The organism is Janthinobacterium sp. P210005 (assembly GCF_036231865.1).
GTDB classification, from domain to species: Bacteria; Pseudomonadota; Gammaproteobacteria; order Burkholderiales; family Burkholderiaceae_D; genus Janthinobacterium; species Janthinobacterium kumbetense.
In genome coordinates this window covers 332,262-347,077 of sequence record NZ_JAZARC010000006.1, presented here as the reverse complement: position 1 = coordinate 347,077, position 14,816 = coordinate 332,262, and the positions used below count along the sequence as shown (strand labels likewise).

General features: G+C 63.1%; 12 protein-coding genes and 2 tRNA genes. 9 read left to right on the top strand and 5 right to left on the bottom strand.

The genetic code is table 11. From position 1 onward, the window contains the following. Positions 1 to 54 precede the first annotated feature (54 nt). Positions 55 to 843: a helix-turn-helix transcriptional regulator gene (locus VPH40_RS23450; RefSeq protein WP_328574645.1), complete on the top strand. Its 789-nt coding sequence runs from the start codon at positions 55 to 57 to the stop codon at positions 841 to 843. 59 nt (positions 844 to 902) lie between these two features. Here VPH40_RS23450 and VPH40_RS23445 read toward each other — a convergent pair. Together VPH40_RS23445 and VPH40_RS23440 are read right to left on the bottom strand one after the other, a co-directional pair. Continuing rightward, positions 903 to 979: transfer RNA gene (locus tag VPH40_RS23445), tRNA-Met, on the bottom strand. A gap of 163 nt (positions 980 to 1,142) precedes the next feature. Further along, positions 1,143 to 1,219 (bottom strand) — tRNA-Met (locus tag VPH40_RS23440). A 210-nt stretch (positions 1,220 to 1,429) separates the two neighbouring features. Between VPH40_RS23440 and VPH40_RS23435 the strand changes: the two genes are divergently transcribed. From VPH40_RS23435 to VPH40_RS23425, 3 genes are read left to right on the top strand one after another with little or no spacing between them, the layout of a single operon-like run. After that, positions 1,430 to 2,008, top strand: coding sequence for an NUDIX hydrolase (locus VPH40_RS23435; protein ID WP_099666811.1), 579 nt, complete (start codon positions 1,430 to 1,432; stop codon positions 2,006 to 2,008). Between the two features lie 30 nt (positions 2,009 to 2,038). Further along, positions 2,039 to 2,755, top strand: a complete 717-nt coding sequence (aat, locus tag VPH40_RS23430; RefSeq protein WP_289916889.1) for a leucyl/phenylalanyl-tRNA--protein transferase — start codon at positions 2,039 to 2,041, stop codon at positions 2,753 to 2,755. A gap of 60 nt (positions 2,756 to 2,815) precedes the next feature. After that, positions 2,816 to 3,538: an arginyltransferase gene (locus VPH40_RS23425; protein WP_099666809.1), complete on the top strand. Its 723-nt coding sequence runs from the start codon at positions 2,816 to 2,818 to the stop codon at positions 3,536 to 3,538. A 43-nt stretch (positions 3,539 to 3,581) separates the two neighbouring features. Here the strand turns inward: VPH40_RS23425 and VPH40_RS23420 are convergent, their stop codons facing one another. Beyond that, a complete protein-coding gene (locus VPH40_RS23420; RefSeq protein WP_328574644.1) occupies positions 3,582 to 6,893 on the bottom strand; it encodes a S41 family peptidase in 3,312 nt (1,103 codons plus the stop codon). A gap of 203 nt (positions 6,894 to 7,096) precedes the next feature. Here VPH40_RS23420 and VPH40_RS23415 point away from each other — a divergent pair, with 203 nt between their 5' ends. The 3 genes from VPH40_RS23415 to VPH40_RS23405 all read left to right on the top strand — a co-directional run bounded on the left by VPH40_RS23415 (position 7,097) and on the right by VPH40_RS23405 (position 11,916). Beyond that, positions 7,097 to 8,146, top strand: coding sequence for a quinone-dependent dihydroorotate dehydrogenase (locus tag VPH40_RS23415; RefSeq protein WP_099666807.1), 1,050 nt, complete (start codon positions 7,097 to 7,099; stop codon positions 8,144 to 8,146). 9 nt (positions 8,147 to 8,155) lie between these two features. Further along, entirely contained in the window at positions 8,156 to 9,202 is a 1,047-nt protein-coding gene (locus tag VPH40_RS23410; protein WP_328574643.1) for an aldo/keto reductase, read from the top strand. Between the two features lie 296 nt (positions 9,203 to 9,498). Beyond that, positions 9,499 to 11,916: a TonB-dependent receptor plug domain-containing protein gene (locus VPH40_RS23405; RefSeq protein WP_328574642.1), complete on the top strand. Its 2,418-nt coding sequence runs from the start codon at positions 9,499 to 9,501 to the stop codon at positions 11,914 to 11,916. A gap of 92 nt (positions 11,917 to 12,008) precedes the next feature. On the opposite strand, the gene VPH40_RS23400 is transcribed toward VPH40_RS23405, so the two are convergent. Continuing rightward, positions 12,009 to 12,566, bottom strand: a complete 558-nt coding sequence (locus tag VPH40_RS23400; RefSeq protein ID WP_328574641.1) for a PEP-CTERM sorting domain-containing protein — start codon at positions 12,564 to 12,566, stop codon at positions 12,009 to 12,011. A gap of 348 nt (positions 12,567 to 12,914) precedes the next feature. On the opposite strand from VPH40_RS23400, the gene VPH40_RS23395 reads away from it, so the two are divergent. Next, positions 12,915 to 13,526: an immunity protein Imm33 domain-containing protein gene (locus VPH40_RS23395; protein ID WP_328574640.1), complete on the top strand. Its 612-nt coding sequence runs from the start codon at positions 12,915 to 12,917 to the stop codon at positions 13,524 to 13,526. Continuing rightward, positions 13,523 to 13,876 carry an MmcQ/YjbR family DNA-binding protein gene (locus VPH40_RS23390; RefSeq protein ID WP_328574639.1) on the top strand — a complete coding sequence of 118 codons (354 nt, stop codon included), beginning with the start codon at positions 13,523 to 13,525 and terminating at the stop codon, positions 13,874 to 13,876. The genes VPH40_RS23395 and VPH40_RS23390 overlap by 4 nt, the downstream gene beginning before the upstream one ends. Here VPH40_RS23390 and VPH40_RS23385 read toward each other — a convergent pair. Continuing rightward, complete coding sequence (locus VPH40_RS23385; protein ID WP_034785189.1) at positions 13,873 to 14,805, bottom strand: CysB family HTH-type transcriptional regulator; 933 nt, start codon at positions 14,803 to 14,805, stop codon at positions 13,873 to 13,875. The genes VPH40_RS23390 and VPH40_RS23385 overlap by 4 nt on opposite strands. Positions 14,806 to 14,816 lie beyond the last annotated feature (11 nt).

Here is a 14,816-nt window from a genome sequence, read left to right as displayed (position 1 = left end):
TTTAACTGTTTATGCTATTACTGATAGCAACAGGCTTACCTGAAAGGCAGCACCATGCGCACTTTGGCCCGCACCCGCCACGAACTGGCCGCCTACCTGCAGGCGCGCCGCGCACGCCTGTCGCCGGAAGACGTGGGCTTGCCCGGCGGCGGGCGGCGCAGGACGCCCGGCTTGCGCCGCGAAGAAGTGGCGGCGCTGGCCGGCGTGGGGCTGACCTGGTACACCTGGCTGGAACAGGGGCGCGACATCGGCGTCTCCAGCGCCTTTCTCGACAAGCTGGCCGAAGTGCTGAAACTGGACGCGGGCGAACGCCGCCACCTGTTCCTGCTCGCGCATGCGCGTCCGCCGGCCGAAGAAGGCAAGACGTTTTGCGTGGTGCCGCCGCTGGTGCGCCGCCTGATGCACGAACTGGCGCATCCCGCGTATGTGCTCAACCTGCGCTGGGACGTGCTGGCGTTCAATGCGGGCGCGGACGCCTTGTTCGGCTTCGGCGCACATGTGCCAGCGCGGCGCAATCTGCTGTGGCTCTTGTTTACCGATCCGCTGCTGCGCTCACGCTTCATCGGCTGGGAAGAGCAGGCGCCGCTGATGCTGTCGAGCTTTCGCCGCGACTATGCGCGCGCCACGCAGGAAGCGGACATCCATGCGCTGGTGGACGAACTGGAAAAAGTCTCGCCCGAATTCAAGCTGTGGTGGCGCCGCCACGACGTGCATGCGCCATGTGCCGGCGTGCGCTGCCTGGACGTCGGCGGCGAAGGCATCGCGTATGAGCACACCTCGCTGACCATCGATGCGGACCGCCACCTGCGGCTGGTCGTGTATGCGCGCCAGGCGCCAGAGTAAACATTGCCGCACAACGAAAAAACCGCTGACCCTCTTGCGAGGAATCAGCGGCTTCGAATTGGTTGCGGGGACAGGATTTGAACCTGTGACCTTCGGGTTATGAGCCCGACGAGCTGCCAGACTGCTCCACCCCGCAGCAGAATTATATACCAGATTGTTGCGAAGCGTAAAGGGCAAGATTTGACAATTGCATGCGCGTCCCGCCTCGCGGCGATTGCCGATGGGCAAATGATGGGGTGCGCCAGGCGGAAATGAAAAAAGCCGCCGATCTTTTGCAAGAATCAGCGGCTTTCCGGTATTGGTTGCGGGGACAGGATTTGAACCTGTGACCTTCGGGTTATGAGCCCGACGAGCTGCCAGACTGCTCCACCCCGCACAAGAATTATAAGGGCAAACGGGTGGCTTAGGCAATAGCTATCTCAACTTAGACCGCAATAGAGCCATTTTATTAAAAATGCGTTCCAAAGTGCGTCACGCAGCTTCGCCAATTGCCGGTTGGCATTGTGTCCGCCCGTCACGCCACGCCGCACGCAATCGGTGTACAGTAAGCGTTACACTAGACATCATTCTTTTCCTAAGCCCGCCCATGAAATTCTGCTCCGAATGCGCCCATCCTGTCAGCCTGTCCATCCCGGAAGGCGACAACCGCCCGCGCTATGTCTGCGCCAACTGCGACGCCATCCATTACCAGAACCCGAAAATGGTGGTCGGCTCGATTCCCGTCTGGGAAGAGGATGGCCAGTTGCAGGTCTTGCTGTGCAAGCGGGCCATCGAACCGCGCCTGGGCTACTGGACCCTGCCGGCCGGCTTCATGGAAAACGATGAAACGACGTCGGATGCGGCCGAGCGCGAAACGGTGGAGGAAGCGGGCGCCAATATCGAACTGGGGCCCCTGTTCTCGCTGCTGAACGTGCAGCGCGTGCACCAGGTGCACCTGTTCTACCTGGCGCGCCTGCGCGACCTCGATTTCGCACCGGGCATCGAAAGCCTGGACGTGCAGCTGTTTACGGAAGCGCAGATTCCCTGGGATGACCTGGCCTTCCCCACCATCCGCGCCACCCTGGAACTGTTCTTTGCCGACCGCGTGAAAATCCGCGAAGGCGGCAGCTACGGCGTCCATACGGGCGACATCACGCGCCCGATGGCACGCACGGATGCAGAATAAGCTCCCCTCACCTGCCACCTTTGACGCCGCATGATTCCCTGGCTCGACATCCACACCCCGTTCCCCGACGTCTCGCGCGCCCTGACCGACGAGGCGCCCGGCCTGCTGGCGGCCGGTGCCGACCTGTCGCCCGCGCGCCTGCTCGACGCCTACCGGCGCGGCATCTTCCCCTGGTTTTCCGAAGGCCAGCCTATTTTGTGGTGGAGCACCGATCCGCGCATGGTGCTGATGACGGAGCATTTCAAGGTCTCCGACAGCCTGGCCAAGGCGATCCGCAAGGTCGAACGCAGCGCCGCCACGGACGGGCGCTGGCAGCTGCGCTTCGACGGCGATTTCGACGCCGTCATGCGCGCCTGCGCCGCGCCGCGCAAGGATGGCCCGGGAACGTGGATTTCCGACGAAATCATCGCCGGTTACACGGGCTTGCACAAGCTGGGCTACGCGCACTCGTCGGAACTGTGGCTGGACGGGGAACTGGTGGGCGGCGCGTATGGCGTGTCGATCGGGCGCATGTTCTATGGCGAATCGATGTTCGCGCGCGTGACGGATGGCTCGAAGATCGCACTGGCGCACCTCGTGCGCTTTTTGCAGGCGCGCGGCGTGACCATGATTGACTGCCAGCAAGAAACAAGGCACCTGGCGTCGCTGGGCGCGGCGCCCATTTCGCGCGCGCGCTTCCTGGCCCACGTGCGCGTTGCCATTGAAGCAGCGCAAATCACGGATTGGCAGGCTGCACCGCCGGCATAAAAAAGCTATGATATCTCCACGCAGACTTCCATTGCCGCGGACAGACCAGACAGGATCAGCATGACGCACCTGAACGAACTACCGTTTGCCACCCTGCAGTTCTACACGACGGCGCCCTACCCGTGCAGCTACCTGGACGACCGCCAGGCCCGCTCGCAGGTGGCCACGCCCTCGCACCTGATCAACAGCGACGTGTATTCGGAACTGGTGCGCAACGGCTTTCGCCGCAGCGGCATTTTTACTTACCGCCCGTATTGCGATGGCTGCCAGGCCTGCATACCCGTGCGCGTCGTGACGGGCGAGTTCACCCCGAACCGCAACCAGCGCCGCGCCTGGAGCCGCCACGCCGACCTGCAGGCGGGCGTGGCCACCCTGTCCTTCCTCGACGAGCACTACGAGCTGTACCTGCGCTACCAGAGCACGCGCCACGCGGGCGGCGGCATGGATCAGGACAGCCGCGACCAGTATGCGCAATTCCTGCTGCAAAGCCGGGTCAACACGCGCCTGGTGGAATTCCGCGATGCCGAGGGCATCCTGCGCATGGTCAGCATCATCGACGTGCTGGCCGACGGCCTGTCGTCCGTCTACACCTTTTTCGATCCGGACGTGCCGGGCGCCTCGTACGGCACCTACAACGTGCTGTGGCAAATCGCCCAGGCGCGCGAACTGGGCCTGCCCTACATCTACCTGGGCTACTGGATAAAGCAAAGCCCGAAGATGGCGTACAAGATCAACTTCAAACCCTTGGAAGCCCGCATCAAGGGGCAGTGGGTCATCCTGTAAAAAAAGGGGCTTGCGCCCCTTTTTTCATGCCTGCCGTACCGGCTTACCTGCTCTTGTCCGGAAACGCAGGACGCTTGGGCTGCACGGGCGGATTCTTCGCCAGTTCGGCCTGGATCACCTCGATCGCCTTTTCCAGCTGCGGATCGCGCCCGGCGATGACGTCGGCCGGCGTTTGCTCGACGTCGATATCGGGCGGCACGCCTTCGTTTTCCACGCCCCAGCCATTCTCGCGCGTCCAGAACGCCAGATTCGGCGCCGTGATGAAGCCGCCGTCCATCAGCACGGGGAAGCCCAGCACCCCCACCAGGCCGCCCCACGTCGCCTTGCCGATCAGCGGACCCATGTTGTTTTTGCGGAACATCCACGGCAGCAGGTCGCCGCCCGAACCGGCCGTCTCGTCGATCAGCATGGCGCGCGGCCCCTGGATCGACGCGGACGGCGTCTTCATGTCGGCGCCGTAGCGCATGGTCCACCAGGCGATTTCCTTCTTCTGCAGGATCTCGATGTAGTAATCGGCCACGCTGCCGCCGCCGTTGAAACGCTCGTCGACGATGATGGCCTGCTTGTCCGCCTGCGGGAAGAAATAGCGCTTGAAGTAGGTGTGGCCCAGCCCCGCCGTATTCGGCACGTACACATACGCCACCTTGCCGCCCGTGGCCGCATTGACCTTGCGCATATTGCCTTCGATCCAGTCGCGGTTGCGCAAGGCATCCTCGGTCGGGACGGGCACCACGGTGATCGTGCGCGCGCCCTTGCCGTCGGCCGACGGTCCCACGGTCAGGTCGATGGCCTTGCCGGCCGTGTTCTCGAAGGCGCTGTAGATATTCGTCGGCGGCAGCAAAGGACGGCTGTCGACGGCCAGCAGGTATTCGCCCGCCTTGACGTTCAGGCCCGGCTCCGTCAGCGGCGCGCGCAGGGCCGGATTCCAGTTCAAGCCGCCATACACCTTCTTGAAGCGGTAATGGCCGTCGCGCACTTCATAATCGGCGCCCAGCAAGCCCCCCGGCACTTTCTTTGCCTCAATAAAGTCGTCGCCGCCGCCGCCCCGGTGGTGGCCCACGGCCAGTTCGCTGCACATCCACTGTATCAACCGGTTCAAGTCCGCGCGGCTGGACAGCTCGGGCAGGAACACGGCGTACTTGTCGCGCATGGCCTTCCAGTCCACGCCATGCATGCCCGGGTCATAAAAGTAATCGCGGTTGATGCGCCATACCTCGTTGAAAATCTGCGTCCATTCGGCGCGCGGATCGGCCTTCACTTCGATGGCGTCGACCTTGATCTTGCCCTCGCCCGGCGCCAGCAGCTTGCCCGTGGCCGACCCCATGGCCCAATTGTCCTTCTGGCGGTACAGCAGCTTCTTGCCATCGGCCGAGACTTCGAAATCATCGGCTTCCGCCACCACGGTTTCCGCCTTGCGCTCCTTCAGATCGAAGCGCTGCACGGCCTTCTTGCCGTCGCTTTCGCGCAGCAAAAAGATTTGCCCCGCAGCGCCAGCCGTCAAATTGGAGAACTGCGCGGCCGGCAGCGGCAAGTCGACGATGCGCGTGGCGATGCCGTCGAAATCGATGTGGATCGGCGCCACGGGAGCGACCGTGACTTTCGGGTCGTCGCGCCCCGTCTTCGGATCGACCTTCGGCTCGCTCTTCGCTTCCGCTTCCCCCTTCACCGTGTCTTTTTTACTCTCCGCGCCGGCCGCCTTTTCCTCGTCGCTTTCCTTGATCAGGGGCGACGGCAGGTCGCGCCGCAGCACGGCCATCCACACGGTGCGCGTCACCAGGTTGTCTTCGTTCTGCTGCGAGAACCAGTTGTTGCTGGGGCCAGCATTCGTCGAAGCGAAGAAGTACAGGTATTTGCCGCTCTTGTCGAACACGGGCTGGGCCACGTCGGACAAGCCGTCGGTCACGGGCATCGACTTGTTCTGCTCGACGGAATAGATGTAGGCGCTGCGCGTGTAGGTGGGTGAATTGAGCGTATAGGCCAGCCAGCGCGAATCGGGCGCCCACGAGGCGCGCATGCTCTTGTCGACGCCATACATGGGCTCCGTGGCGATTTTTTGCACCTTGCCGTTGCCGACATCGATCACGTACATGCTCCAGCCATTGTCGGCAAACGCGATCTTCCGGCTGTCGGGCGACCAGACGGCGTTGTCATAGAAACCGCTGCCATTGAGCTTGAGCTTTTTCACGGCGCCCTTGCCGTCCTGCGAGCGCACATGCAGTTCATATTCTCCCGACTCGTCCGAGAAATACGCGACCGAGCGGCCATCGGGCGACCAGATCGGCGTGCGCTCGTGGGCGCCGGCCGTCTGCGTCAGGTTGCGCACGTCGCCCTTGTCGGCGGGGATGGTGACGATCTCGCCCCGGTATTCGAAGGCGATGCGCGCGCCCGACGGCGAAATCGACGCGTCGCGGATGTATTTCGCGTTCTTGACCCAGCGGGGGCGCGCCTGCCCCAGGTCGCTGGCCACGGCGATGGCCAGCTTGTGCGCCTGGCCGCTGGCGATGTCGAGCGAGTGGAGATAACCGGCCTGCTCGTAGACGATGGTGCCGTTCGCGGCCGACGCGTTCAGCACGGGGAAATCCTTGTGCTGCGTCAACTGGCGCACGGCTTTCGTCTTGACGTCGTAGGCAAACAGGTTGAATTCGCCGTTGCGGTCCGAGCGGAAGTACACGGTATCCTTGATCCACATGGGATCGACGTCGTTCGAGCGCGTCGTCGGCTGGGGGATTTTTTCAATCGATTTATCGCTGGATGAAAACAGCCACAGCCAGGAATTGGTGCCGCCCCGGTAGCGCTTCCACTGCTTGAAGGCGGGCGCCAGCGGGTTGTACGCGATGCGCTTGCCGTCGGGCGAATACGTGGCGCGCGAGGCGTTGGGGATCTCCAGCTGGGTTTCCACGCCGCCCGCCACCGGCACCGTGAACAGCTTCTGGAAGCGGTTGTTGAAGGCGGCGCGGGGCGAGGTGAACATCACGGACTGGCCATCGGGGGTGAACGATTGCGCCAGATCAACACCCGGGTGGAAGGTCAGGCGGCGCGGCACGCCGCCGGCGGCCGCGATCACATACACGTCGACATTGCCGTCGATGTTCGCGCTATACGCGATCAGGCTGCCGTCGGGCGAAAACACGGGATTCGACTTGTCGCCCAGGTCCGAGGTGAGGCGCCGCGCGCCGCCGCCGTCCAGGTTCGACAGCCATACGTCGCCCGCATAGATGAAGGCGATGTGGCGGCTGGAGACGGCCGGTTCGCTCAGCATGCGGGTGTCTTGCGTATTGGGCAGGGCCAGGGCCGGGTGGCTCAGCAGCAGTGCGCTGGCGGCCGCGATGGCGGTCAGGATGCGTGTCTTTTTCAATCGATGTCTCGCTTATGAAGTCAACAGAACAGAGAAGAAACAGGAAAGTCCACGGCCGAATGCGAATTATCAATGGATCAATATTGCATTTGACCAACAAGAACTATACACCCGGCAGCCGCGTGGAACACGGTAAAATACGCCACTTATTTCGCGCGCCGCCAGCCCTTCCCGGCAGCCCGCATACCTACTCAAAGCGCCCCATGTCTGAAAAATTCCTGTACTCCCTCGCCCGCCCCTTGCTGTTTTCGATGGATGCCGAAGCGGCCCACCATCTCACTCTGCCCGCCCTGAAACGCGCCAGCGCGCTGGGCCTGACGAAGCTGGCCGGCAAACCGGCGGCGGACCCGCGCACGGTGATGGGCATCACCTTCCCGAACCCGGTCGGCCTGGCCGCCGGCCTGGACAAGGACGGCGCCTACATCGACGCGCTGGCCGACCTGGGTTTTGGCTCCATCGAAGTGGGTACCGTCACGCCGCGCGCGCAGGCGGGCAATCCGAAACCGCGCATGTTCCGCCTGCCGCAGGCGCAGGGCATCATCAACCGCATGGGCTTTAACAATGGCGGCGTGGATGCGTTTGTCGCCAACGTGCAGGCGTCGAAGTTCTACCAGAACCGCGCCGGCGTGCTGGGCCTGAACATCGGCAAGAACGCCGACACGCCCATCGAGCGCGCGGCCGACGACTACCTGCTGTGCCTGGAAAAAGTCTACCCCTACGCCAGCTATGTGACGGTGAACATCTCCTCGCCGAACACCAAGAATTTGCGCCAGCTGCAGGGCGCGTCGGAACTCGACGCCCTGCTGTCGCAGCTCAAAGATGCCCAGGCGCGCCTGGCGGACAAGCACAAACGCTACGTGCCGCTAGCCCTGAAAATCGCGCCGGACATGGATGGCGAACAGGTGAAAAGCATCGCCGAGTCGCTCACGCGCCACCAGATCGACGGCGTCATCGCCACCAACACGACCCTGTCGCGCAGCGCCGTCGAAGGCATGCCGCACGGCGCGGAAGCGGGCGGCCTGTCGGGCGCGCCCGTGTTCGAGCTGTCGAACAATGTCATCCGCCTGCTGAAGGCGGAACTGGGCGACGCGCTGCCCATCATCGGCGTGGGCGGCATCATGCAGGGCAGCGACGCCGTGGCCAAGTTCGAGGCGGGCGCGCAGCTGGTGCAGCTGTACAGCGGCCTGATTTACGCCGGCCCCGCGCTGATCAAGGATTGCGCGCGCGCGCTGCACGGCAAGCAGGCCCGCTAAGGACAGCGCATGGAAAAGATCACGCTGGGTACCAGCAGCCTGGAAGTCAGCAGGATCTGCCTGGGCACGATGACCTTCGGCGAACAGAACACGGAAGCCGAAGCGCACAGCCAGCTCGATTACGCGCTGGAACGGGGCATCAACTTCATCGACACGGCCGAGATGTATCCGGTGATGGCCAGCGCGCAAACGCAGGGCAGCACCGAGCGCCATATCGGCAGCTGGCTGAAGAAAAGCGGCAAGCGCGGCAGCATCGTGCTGGCCAGCAAGGTGGCCGGGCCGAATTCGCGCATGCACTGGATACGCAAGGGCAAGACGGACCACGACGCGGTCAACATCCGCGCCGCCGTCGAAGACAGCTTGCGCCGGCTGCAGACGGAGCACATTGACCTGTATCAATTGCACTGGCCCAGCCGCAACCTGCCCATCTTCGGTGCCAGCGTGTACAACCCGCGCAAGGAGCACGCTTGCGTCGCCATCGAAGACACGCTGGCCGTGCTGGGCAAGCTGGTCGAGGAAGGCAAGATCGGCCACATCGGCGTGTCGAACGAATCGTCGTGGGGCGTGTGCGAATACATCAAGCAGGCGGAACTGAAGGGCTTGCCGCGCATCGCCTCCATCCAGAACCTGTACAACCTGACGGCGCGCCATTTCGAGACGAGTTTGCTCGACGAAACCTGCCACCGGGAAAATGTCAGCTTGCTGGCCTACAGCCCGCTGGCGTTCGGCCAGCTGACGGCGAAATACCTCGACGATCCGCAAGCCAAGGGCCGCCTGACGCGCTTTCCGGCCGGCTGGAGCCCCCGCTACGTGCGCCCCGCCACCATCGCGGCCGCCGGCCAGTATGCGGCGCTGGCCCGCGCGCACGGCTTGACGCCGGCGCAGCTGGCGCTGGCCTGGTGCTACACGCGCTGGTTCGTGGCCTCCACCATCATCGGCGCCACCAGCGTGGAGCAGTTGCAGCAAAATATCGACGCCCATCAAGTCACCCTGTCACCGGAACTGGTGGCGGCCGTCGACGCCATCCACGCCAGTGCGCCCAATCCGGGGCAGTAAACGCCCTGCGTCTGGCGGCGCATGCCGCCGCCAGGCTCCCCCCTCTCCTCGCAGATAGTCGTTTTTATACAACAGCTGGCAATTTACTGCTGTGCAGCATTGCGGCCTTGCCTTGCCCGGCCGTATGCTGGAAACGAGGCCATATGCGCTACTCGCGCCATGTTGACGTGTTTCAGATATTTATTGCATATCGATAGACAGAACGATTCGTAAGCACGCCACGTGCCCACTGTTAATCTGATTTCATCGTCGGACCGCCATGGTCCGCGTAACCACCAACCGAAGAGATATCGTCGATGAGTTCAAGCAACGCCCGCTCCCAGCTTCCCGCCCTGCCCGTGAAAACCGTTATCGCCGCCAGCCTGATCGCCTGCTTCAGCCTGCCCATGCAGGCGCAAGCGCAGCAAGAGCTGCCGGCCGAAGGCGAATTGCAATCGGTGGTTGTCACCGGCACCTTCGCCAAGAACCGCCGCACCATCGATTCCGAATCGCCGATCGACATCCTCACCTCGCGCGACCTGCAAAGCACGGGCTCGGCCGAACTGGCCACCGTGCTGGCGCGCCTGCTGCCATCGATGAACTTCCCCCGTCCGACGGGTGCCGATGGCAGCGACGCCGTGCGCCCTGCCCAGCTGCGCGGCCTGTCGCCCGACCAGACCCTGGTGCTGGTGAACGGCAAGCGCCGCTACACTTCGGCCGTCGTCAACGTCAACGGCACCCTGGGCCGCGGCTCGGCGCCTGTCGATCTGAACGCCATCCCCCTGGCCGCCATCGACCACGTGGAAGTGCTGCGCGATGGCGCGGCGGCCCAGTACGGTTCCGATGCGATTGCCGGCGTGATCAACATCATCCTGAAAAAAGGCGCGGCCGGCGGCGACATCGAAGTGGGCTATGGCCAGACGCAGGAGCGCGACGGCAAGCAGAAATCCATCAAGGGTTCGGCCGGCTTCGCCCTGGGCGAGGACGGCTGGGTGCGCGTCTCGGCGGAAGTGGCCGATCGCGGTCCCACCAACCGCGCCGGCCGCGATTTCAGCAACCCGCTGGAACCGCGCTACGGCAAGGTCAACCTGCGCTACGGCGATGCCGAGAGCAAGCCGGCTACCGTCTTCATCAACAGCGAATACCATCTCGGCGACAACCTGGACTGGTATGCCTTCGGCGGCTACGGCCAGCGCGACACCTCGGCCGGCGCCACCTGGCGCGCAGGCCTGGTGAAGGACAAAAATGGACAATACGTCACGCGCTCGTCGATCTTCCCCGAAGGCTTCCTGCCGATCCAGAACAGCACCCTGACCGACCAGTCGCTGGTGACAGGCTTGCGCGGCGAGGCGGCCGGCTGGCGCTGGGATGCCAGCCTGAATTACGGCAGCAACAAGTTCAAGCTGGATCTCGACAATACCGTCAATTTCGACCTGGCTGCAGCCAGTCCCACGCACTTCTATGTGGGCTCGCTGAAAAATGAGCAGACCGTCCTGAATCTCGACGCGGCGCGCGAATTTCCCGTCGCTTACTTTACGGGGCCGCTGACGGTGGCCGTGGGCGCCGAAGCGCGCCATGAAAAATACACGATCGGCGCTGGCGAGCAAGCATCGTATACCGGTACCGGTTCGCAGGGCTTTGCCGGCTTCCGTCCCGAAAACGCGGGTAGCCACAGCCGCCACAATGAATCGATCTACGTCAACCTGGAAGCGGAAGCGACGAAAAAACTGTCCGGCGGCGTGGCCCTGCGCCATGAGCGCTACAGCGATTTCGGCAGCACCACCTCGGCCAAAGGTTCGGCCCGCTATGCCTTCACGGACGCCCTGTCCCTGCGCGGCACCGTGTCGAGCGGCTTCCGCGCACCGTCGCTGGCGCAGCAGTACTACACCATCACCACCACCAACTTCCAGGTCATCAATGGCACGAATACGGCCATCGAAACGGGCACCTTTGCCGTCAACACGCCGCAGGCGCGCGCCTTGGGCGCACAGGACCTGAAAGCGGAGAAAGCCCGCAACTACAGCCTGGGCCTGCAATTCCAGCCCACGCGCAACTTCACGACGACGATCGACGCCTACCGCATCGACATCGATGACCGCATCCTGTTCTCTGCCAACCTGCTCCTGAGCGAGGCGTTGAAAAAAACCCTCGCCGCGCAGGGCACGCCGGTGGGCGCAGGACGCTATTTCACCAACGCCGTCGATACGCGCACGGAAGGCGTGGACATCGTCAGCACCTACCGCATCGACTTGCAGGACAAGGACCGCCTGGACTTGACCGTGGCCTACAATCACAACAAGACCTCGGTACAGAAACTGGCGGACAATCCGGCCATCCTGACGGCCAACAACCTGAAACTGATCGACCGCCAGACCATCCAGCGCGCCACCGTCGGTTCGCCAAAGGACAAGTTCAGCCTGGCCGCCGACTACAGCGTCGGCATCTGGAATGCGCACGGCGTCGTAACGCGCTACGGCAGTTTCATCGTGCCGCAAAACAATGCCCTGCAAGACCAGCATTACGATCCGCAATGGGTGCTGGACGTGTCCGGTTCCGTGAAACTGGGCAAGAACTGGCGTCTGGTGGCTGGTATCGACAACGTCACCAACCGCTATCCTGACCAGGTCACCAGCGTGGGCAACTTCAACAATGGCGGCACCCAGCCGTACAGCGGCTTCGCGCCGAACGGCTTCAACGGCCGCTATTACTACGCCAAGGCCGGCTATAGCTGGTAAATGGCGCTCTGCCATGCAAAAAGCCTGGAACGCATCGCGTTTCCAGGCTTTTTTTTCATGCGTCAGCGCATGCGCCCGCAGGCGCTGCAGGCTCAGGCGCGGCGGCGGCGCGCGACAAATCCGACCAGGCCCAAGCCCAGCATCAGCATGCCGTAGGTCGCTGGCTCAGGCACTGCCGATACCGAATTGAACGCGCGGAAATTGCTCAGGCCACGCGGCAGGTTGGCAATGGTGACAACCGTATTGGCGGCCAGCGGCGTGTCCCAGTGGAACAACAGTTCGCCACGGCCATAATGCACGGCCAGGTAGTCGAAGCTGGAGTTGACGGTGAACGAACCAGAGTTGCTGCTGGCCAAGTCGCCCTGGGCGGCAAAGACCAAGGAGCCGGTACCGCTGGACGGCAGGCCAAACGTGCTGCTGACCAAACTCTGGATGGCGGCCGCGCTTTGCGCGCCGGGCGGGTTGGCGCCGTCATAGACCCAGACCGAGTCCGCTGCCACGCTGCCATAGGTGACGGTCTTGCCGCCCACCGAGAAGCCCGTCATGGCAGGATCGGTGATTTCCACCCAGCTCGCCGCCTGGGCCAATGGCGCCAGGCAAGCCGCAGCGGTCAGGCAAAGACCCAGCAACGCACGTTTGGTCGTGTTCATATATTCCCCTGATATAAATATTTCAATAATTGCAATATTAATTATTTTTCTATCACTTTCACATCGCAGAGCAAAAGATATCATTCAGGAAATCGAAATGCAATAAAAGAAACAATTTTTACCATTGGCATTTTCAATTGGCCTTATCAATTTATGGCCGGTGCCAGCTATCGCGGGGCATGCCGCCATGTCCGGGCGCCGCTCCTGGCAGCAGGATTGTTGTAGATCGGCACATGCCAGATAGCGGTGTAGCCCTGCGGCAACGGCAAGCCGGCAGGTAGGCGTGGTCATCCTGGCACGCAATCGGCTACCATGGGTCTTACTCTTTTTGATCACGGATAAGCAACCATGCCCAGCTGGCACCTGGCCGACGCCGCCGAACTGGCGGCGCGCCATCCCTACACCTTCTACAAATCGCCGCCCGAGGCCATCGCCCAGGTGCGCCCCGGCGAGGTGGTCAAGCTGATCTTCGCCTTCCACAGCGACGATCCGCAGGCGCCGGGCGCCGAGCGCATGTGGGTGCTGGTCGACACAGTTGAGCCGCACGGACACTTCACCGGCAAGCTCGACAACACGCCAGGCTACATCCGTGATCTGCAAGCCAAAGACCCCGTCGCCTTCGCGGCACGCCACATCATCAATACGCAGCACGACGATGACGATAACCTCGTCAACCTCTACGCGGGCCTGTGCTTCGTGACGAAAAAAGTGCTGGAAGACGGCGCGCCCGTCGGCTATCTGTACCGCGAGGAACCGGACAACGACGACGACAGCGGCTGGCGCTTCACGGCCAACGATGAAAGCGACGACTACATCAACGACAGCGCCAACGTGGCCCTCGTGTCGCTGGGCGCCGTGCTCGGCGTGGATGACCGCTTCATTGCGCTGCTCGACGCGCCCGCCGGGTCGGCGTTCGCCTTCGACCACAACACGCAACAATTCATGGCGGTGGACGAATGACAATAGATGAATTGAAGGAATTTTGCGCGGCCCTGCCCGGCGCGCAAGCCTTGCTATACGGTGCGCCGTCGAACATCCTCGTGTATGAAGTGGCGGGGAAAAAATTTGCGTACTTTAAAACCAGCATGCCGGAACAGTGGCGCTTCAGCCTGCGCGCCAGCGCCGGGCGCTTTATCGAGCTGACGGACATGCCCGGCGTGAAACCGGCCCGCTACATGGGCCGCTTTCACTGGGTGACCATCGTCGACGTGGCGCGCTTCCCGGCCGATTACCTGACGGAACTGGTGCAGGATAGCTACGCGCGCGCCGTGGCCAGCCTGACACGCGCGCAAAGGGCGGCCATCGCCTAGAGGGCGTCCTCGCCCGCCATGGCGCGGTCGATGTCTTCGCGCGTCAGGTCCGGCGCCAGTTGCAGGATGAACTCGTAGGCGTAGGCGCGCAGGTAGGCGCCCCGTCGCACGGCCAGGCGCGTCGTGTTGGTGGCGAACAGATGCGACGCTTCCACGGCCCGCAGCCCTTTGTCGCGGCCATGGTCGAAGGCCATCGAGGCGACGATGCCCACGCCCAGGCCCAGCGCCACGTATTGCTTGATGACGTCGGAATCCATGGCCGTCAGGATGATATCGGTCGCCACGCCCGCCTTGGCAAAGGCGTCGTCGATATGCCCGCGCCCCGTGAAACCCTTGTCGTAGGTAATCAGCGGATATTTCGCCAGGTCTTCCAGGCGGATGGGCGAGTGCTCGAGCAGCGGATGGCCGTCGGGCACGACGATCAGATGGCTCCAGCGGTAGCACGGGAACGACACGAGGTCGGGGAACTGGCTCAAGCCTTCCGTGGCGATGCCGATATCGGTCTTGCCGGACAGCACCCATTCCGCGATGTGCTCGGGCGCGCTTTGTTGTAGCGCAATACGCACTTCGGGAAAAGCGGCGCGGAAGCTTTGCACCACTTTCGGCAGCGCATAGCGCGCCTGCGTGTGCGTGGCCGCCACGGACAAGGTCCCGCTCGTCTGGCCGCTGTATTCGAGGCTGGCCTGCTGCAGGTTTTCCGCCTCGATCAAGAGACGGTCGACGATCTTCAGGATACCCTTGCCCGGCTCCGTCAAGCCCGTCAAACGCTTGCCGTTGCGCTCGAAAATCACCACGCCCAGCTCGTCTTCGAGTTCGCGGATTTGCCGGCTCACGCCCGGTTGCGACGTGAACAGGGCGTTGGCCACTTCCGTCAGGTTATAGCCGCGGCGGGCCGCTTCGCGGATCGATCGCAATTGTTGAAAGTTCATGGCTATCCTGT

Coding starts and splice junctions, on each gene's coding strand:
- VPH40_RS23425 (WP_099666809.1), top strand. CDS start 2,816: ATGACGCACCTGAACGAACTACCGTTTGCCACCCTGCAGTTCTACACG.
- VPH40_RS23395 (WP_328574640.1), top strand. CDS start 12,915: ATGCCCAGCTGGCACCTGGCCGACGCCGCCGAACTGGCGGCGCGCCAT.
- VPH40_RS23400 (WP_328574641.1), bottom strand. CDS start 12,566: ATGAACACGACCAAACGTGCGTTGCTGGGTCTTTGCCTGACCGCTGCG.
- VPH40_RS23385 (WP_034785189.1), bottom strand. CDS start 14,805: ATGAACTTTCAACAATTGCGATCGATCCGCGAAGCGGCCCGCCGCGGC.
- VPH40_RS23390 (WP_328574639.1), top strand. CDS start 13,523: ATGACAATAGATGAATTGAAGGAATTTTGCGCGGCCCTGCCCGGCGCG.
- aat (WP_289916889.1), top strand. CDS start 2,039: ATGATTCCCTGGCTCGACATCCACACCCCGTTCCCCGACGTCTCGCGC.
- VPH40_RS23410 (WP_328574643.1), top strand. CDS start 8,156: ATGGAAAAGATCACGCTGGGTACCAGCAGCCTGGAAGTCAGCAGGATC.
- VPH40_RS23450 (WP_328574645.1), top strand. CDS start 55: ATGCGCACTTTGGCCCGCACCCGCCACGAACTGGCCGCCTACCTGCAG.
- VPH40_RS23405 (WP_328574642.1), top strand. CDS start 9,499: ATGAGTTCAAGCAACGCCCGCTCCCAGCTTCCCGCCCTGCCCGTGAAA.
- VPH40_RS23415 (WP_099666807.1), top strand. CDS start 7,097: ATGTCTGAAAAATTCCTGTACTCCCTCGCCCGCCCCTTGCTGTTTTCG.
- VPH40_RS23435 (WP_099666811.1), top strand. CDS start 1,430: ATGAAATTCTGCTCCGAATGCGCCCATCCTGTCAGCCTGTCCATCCCG.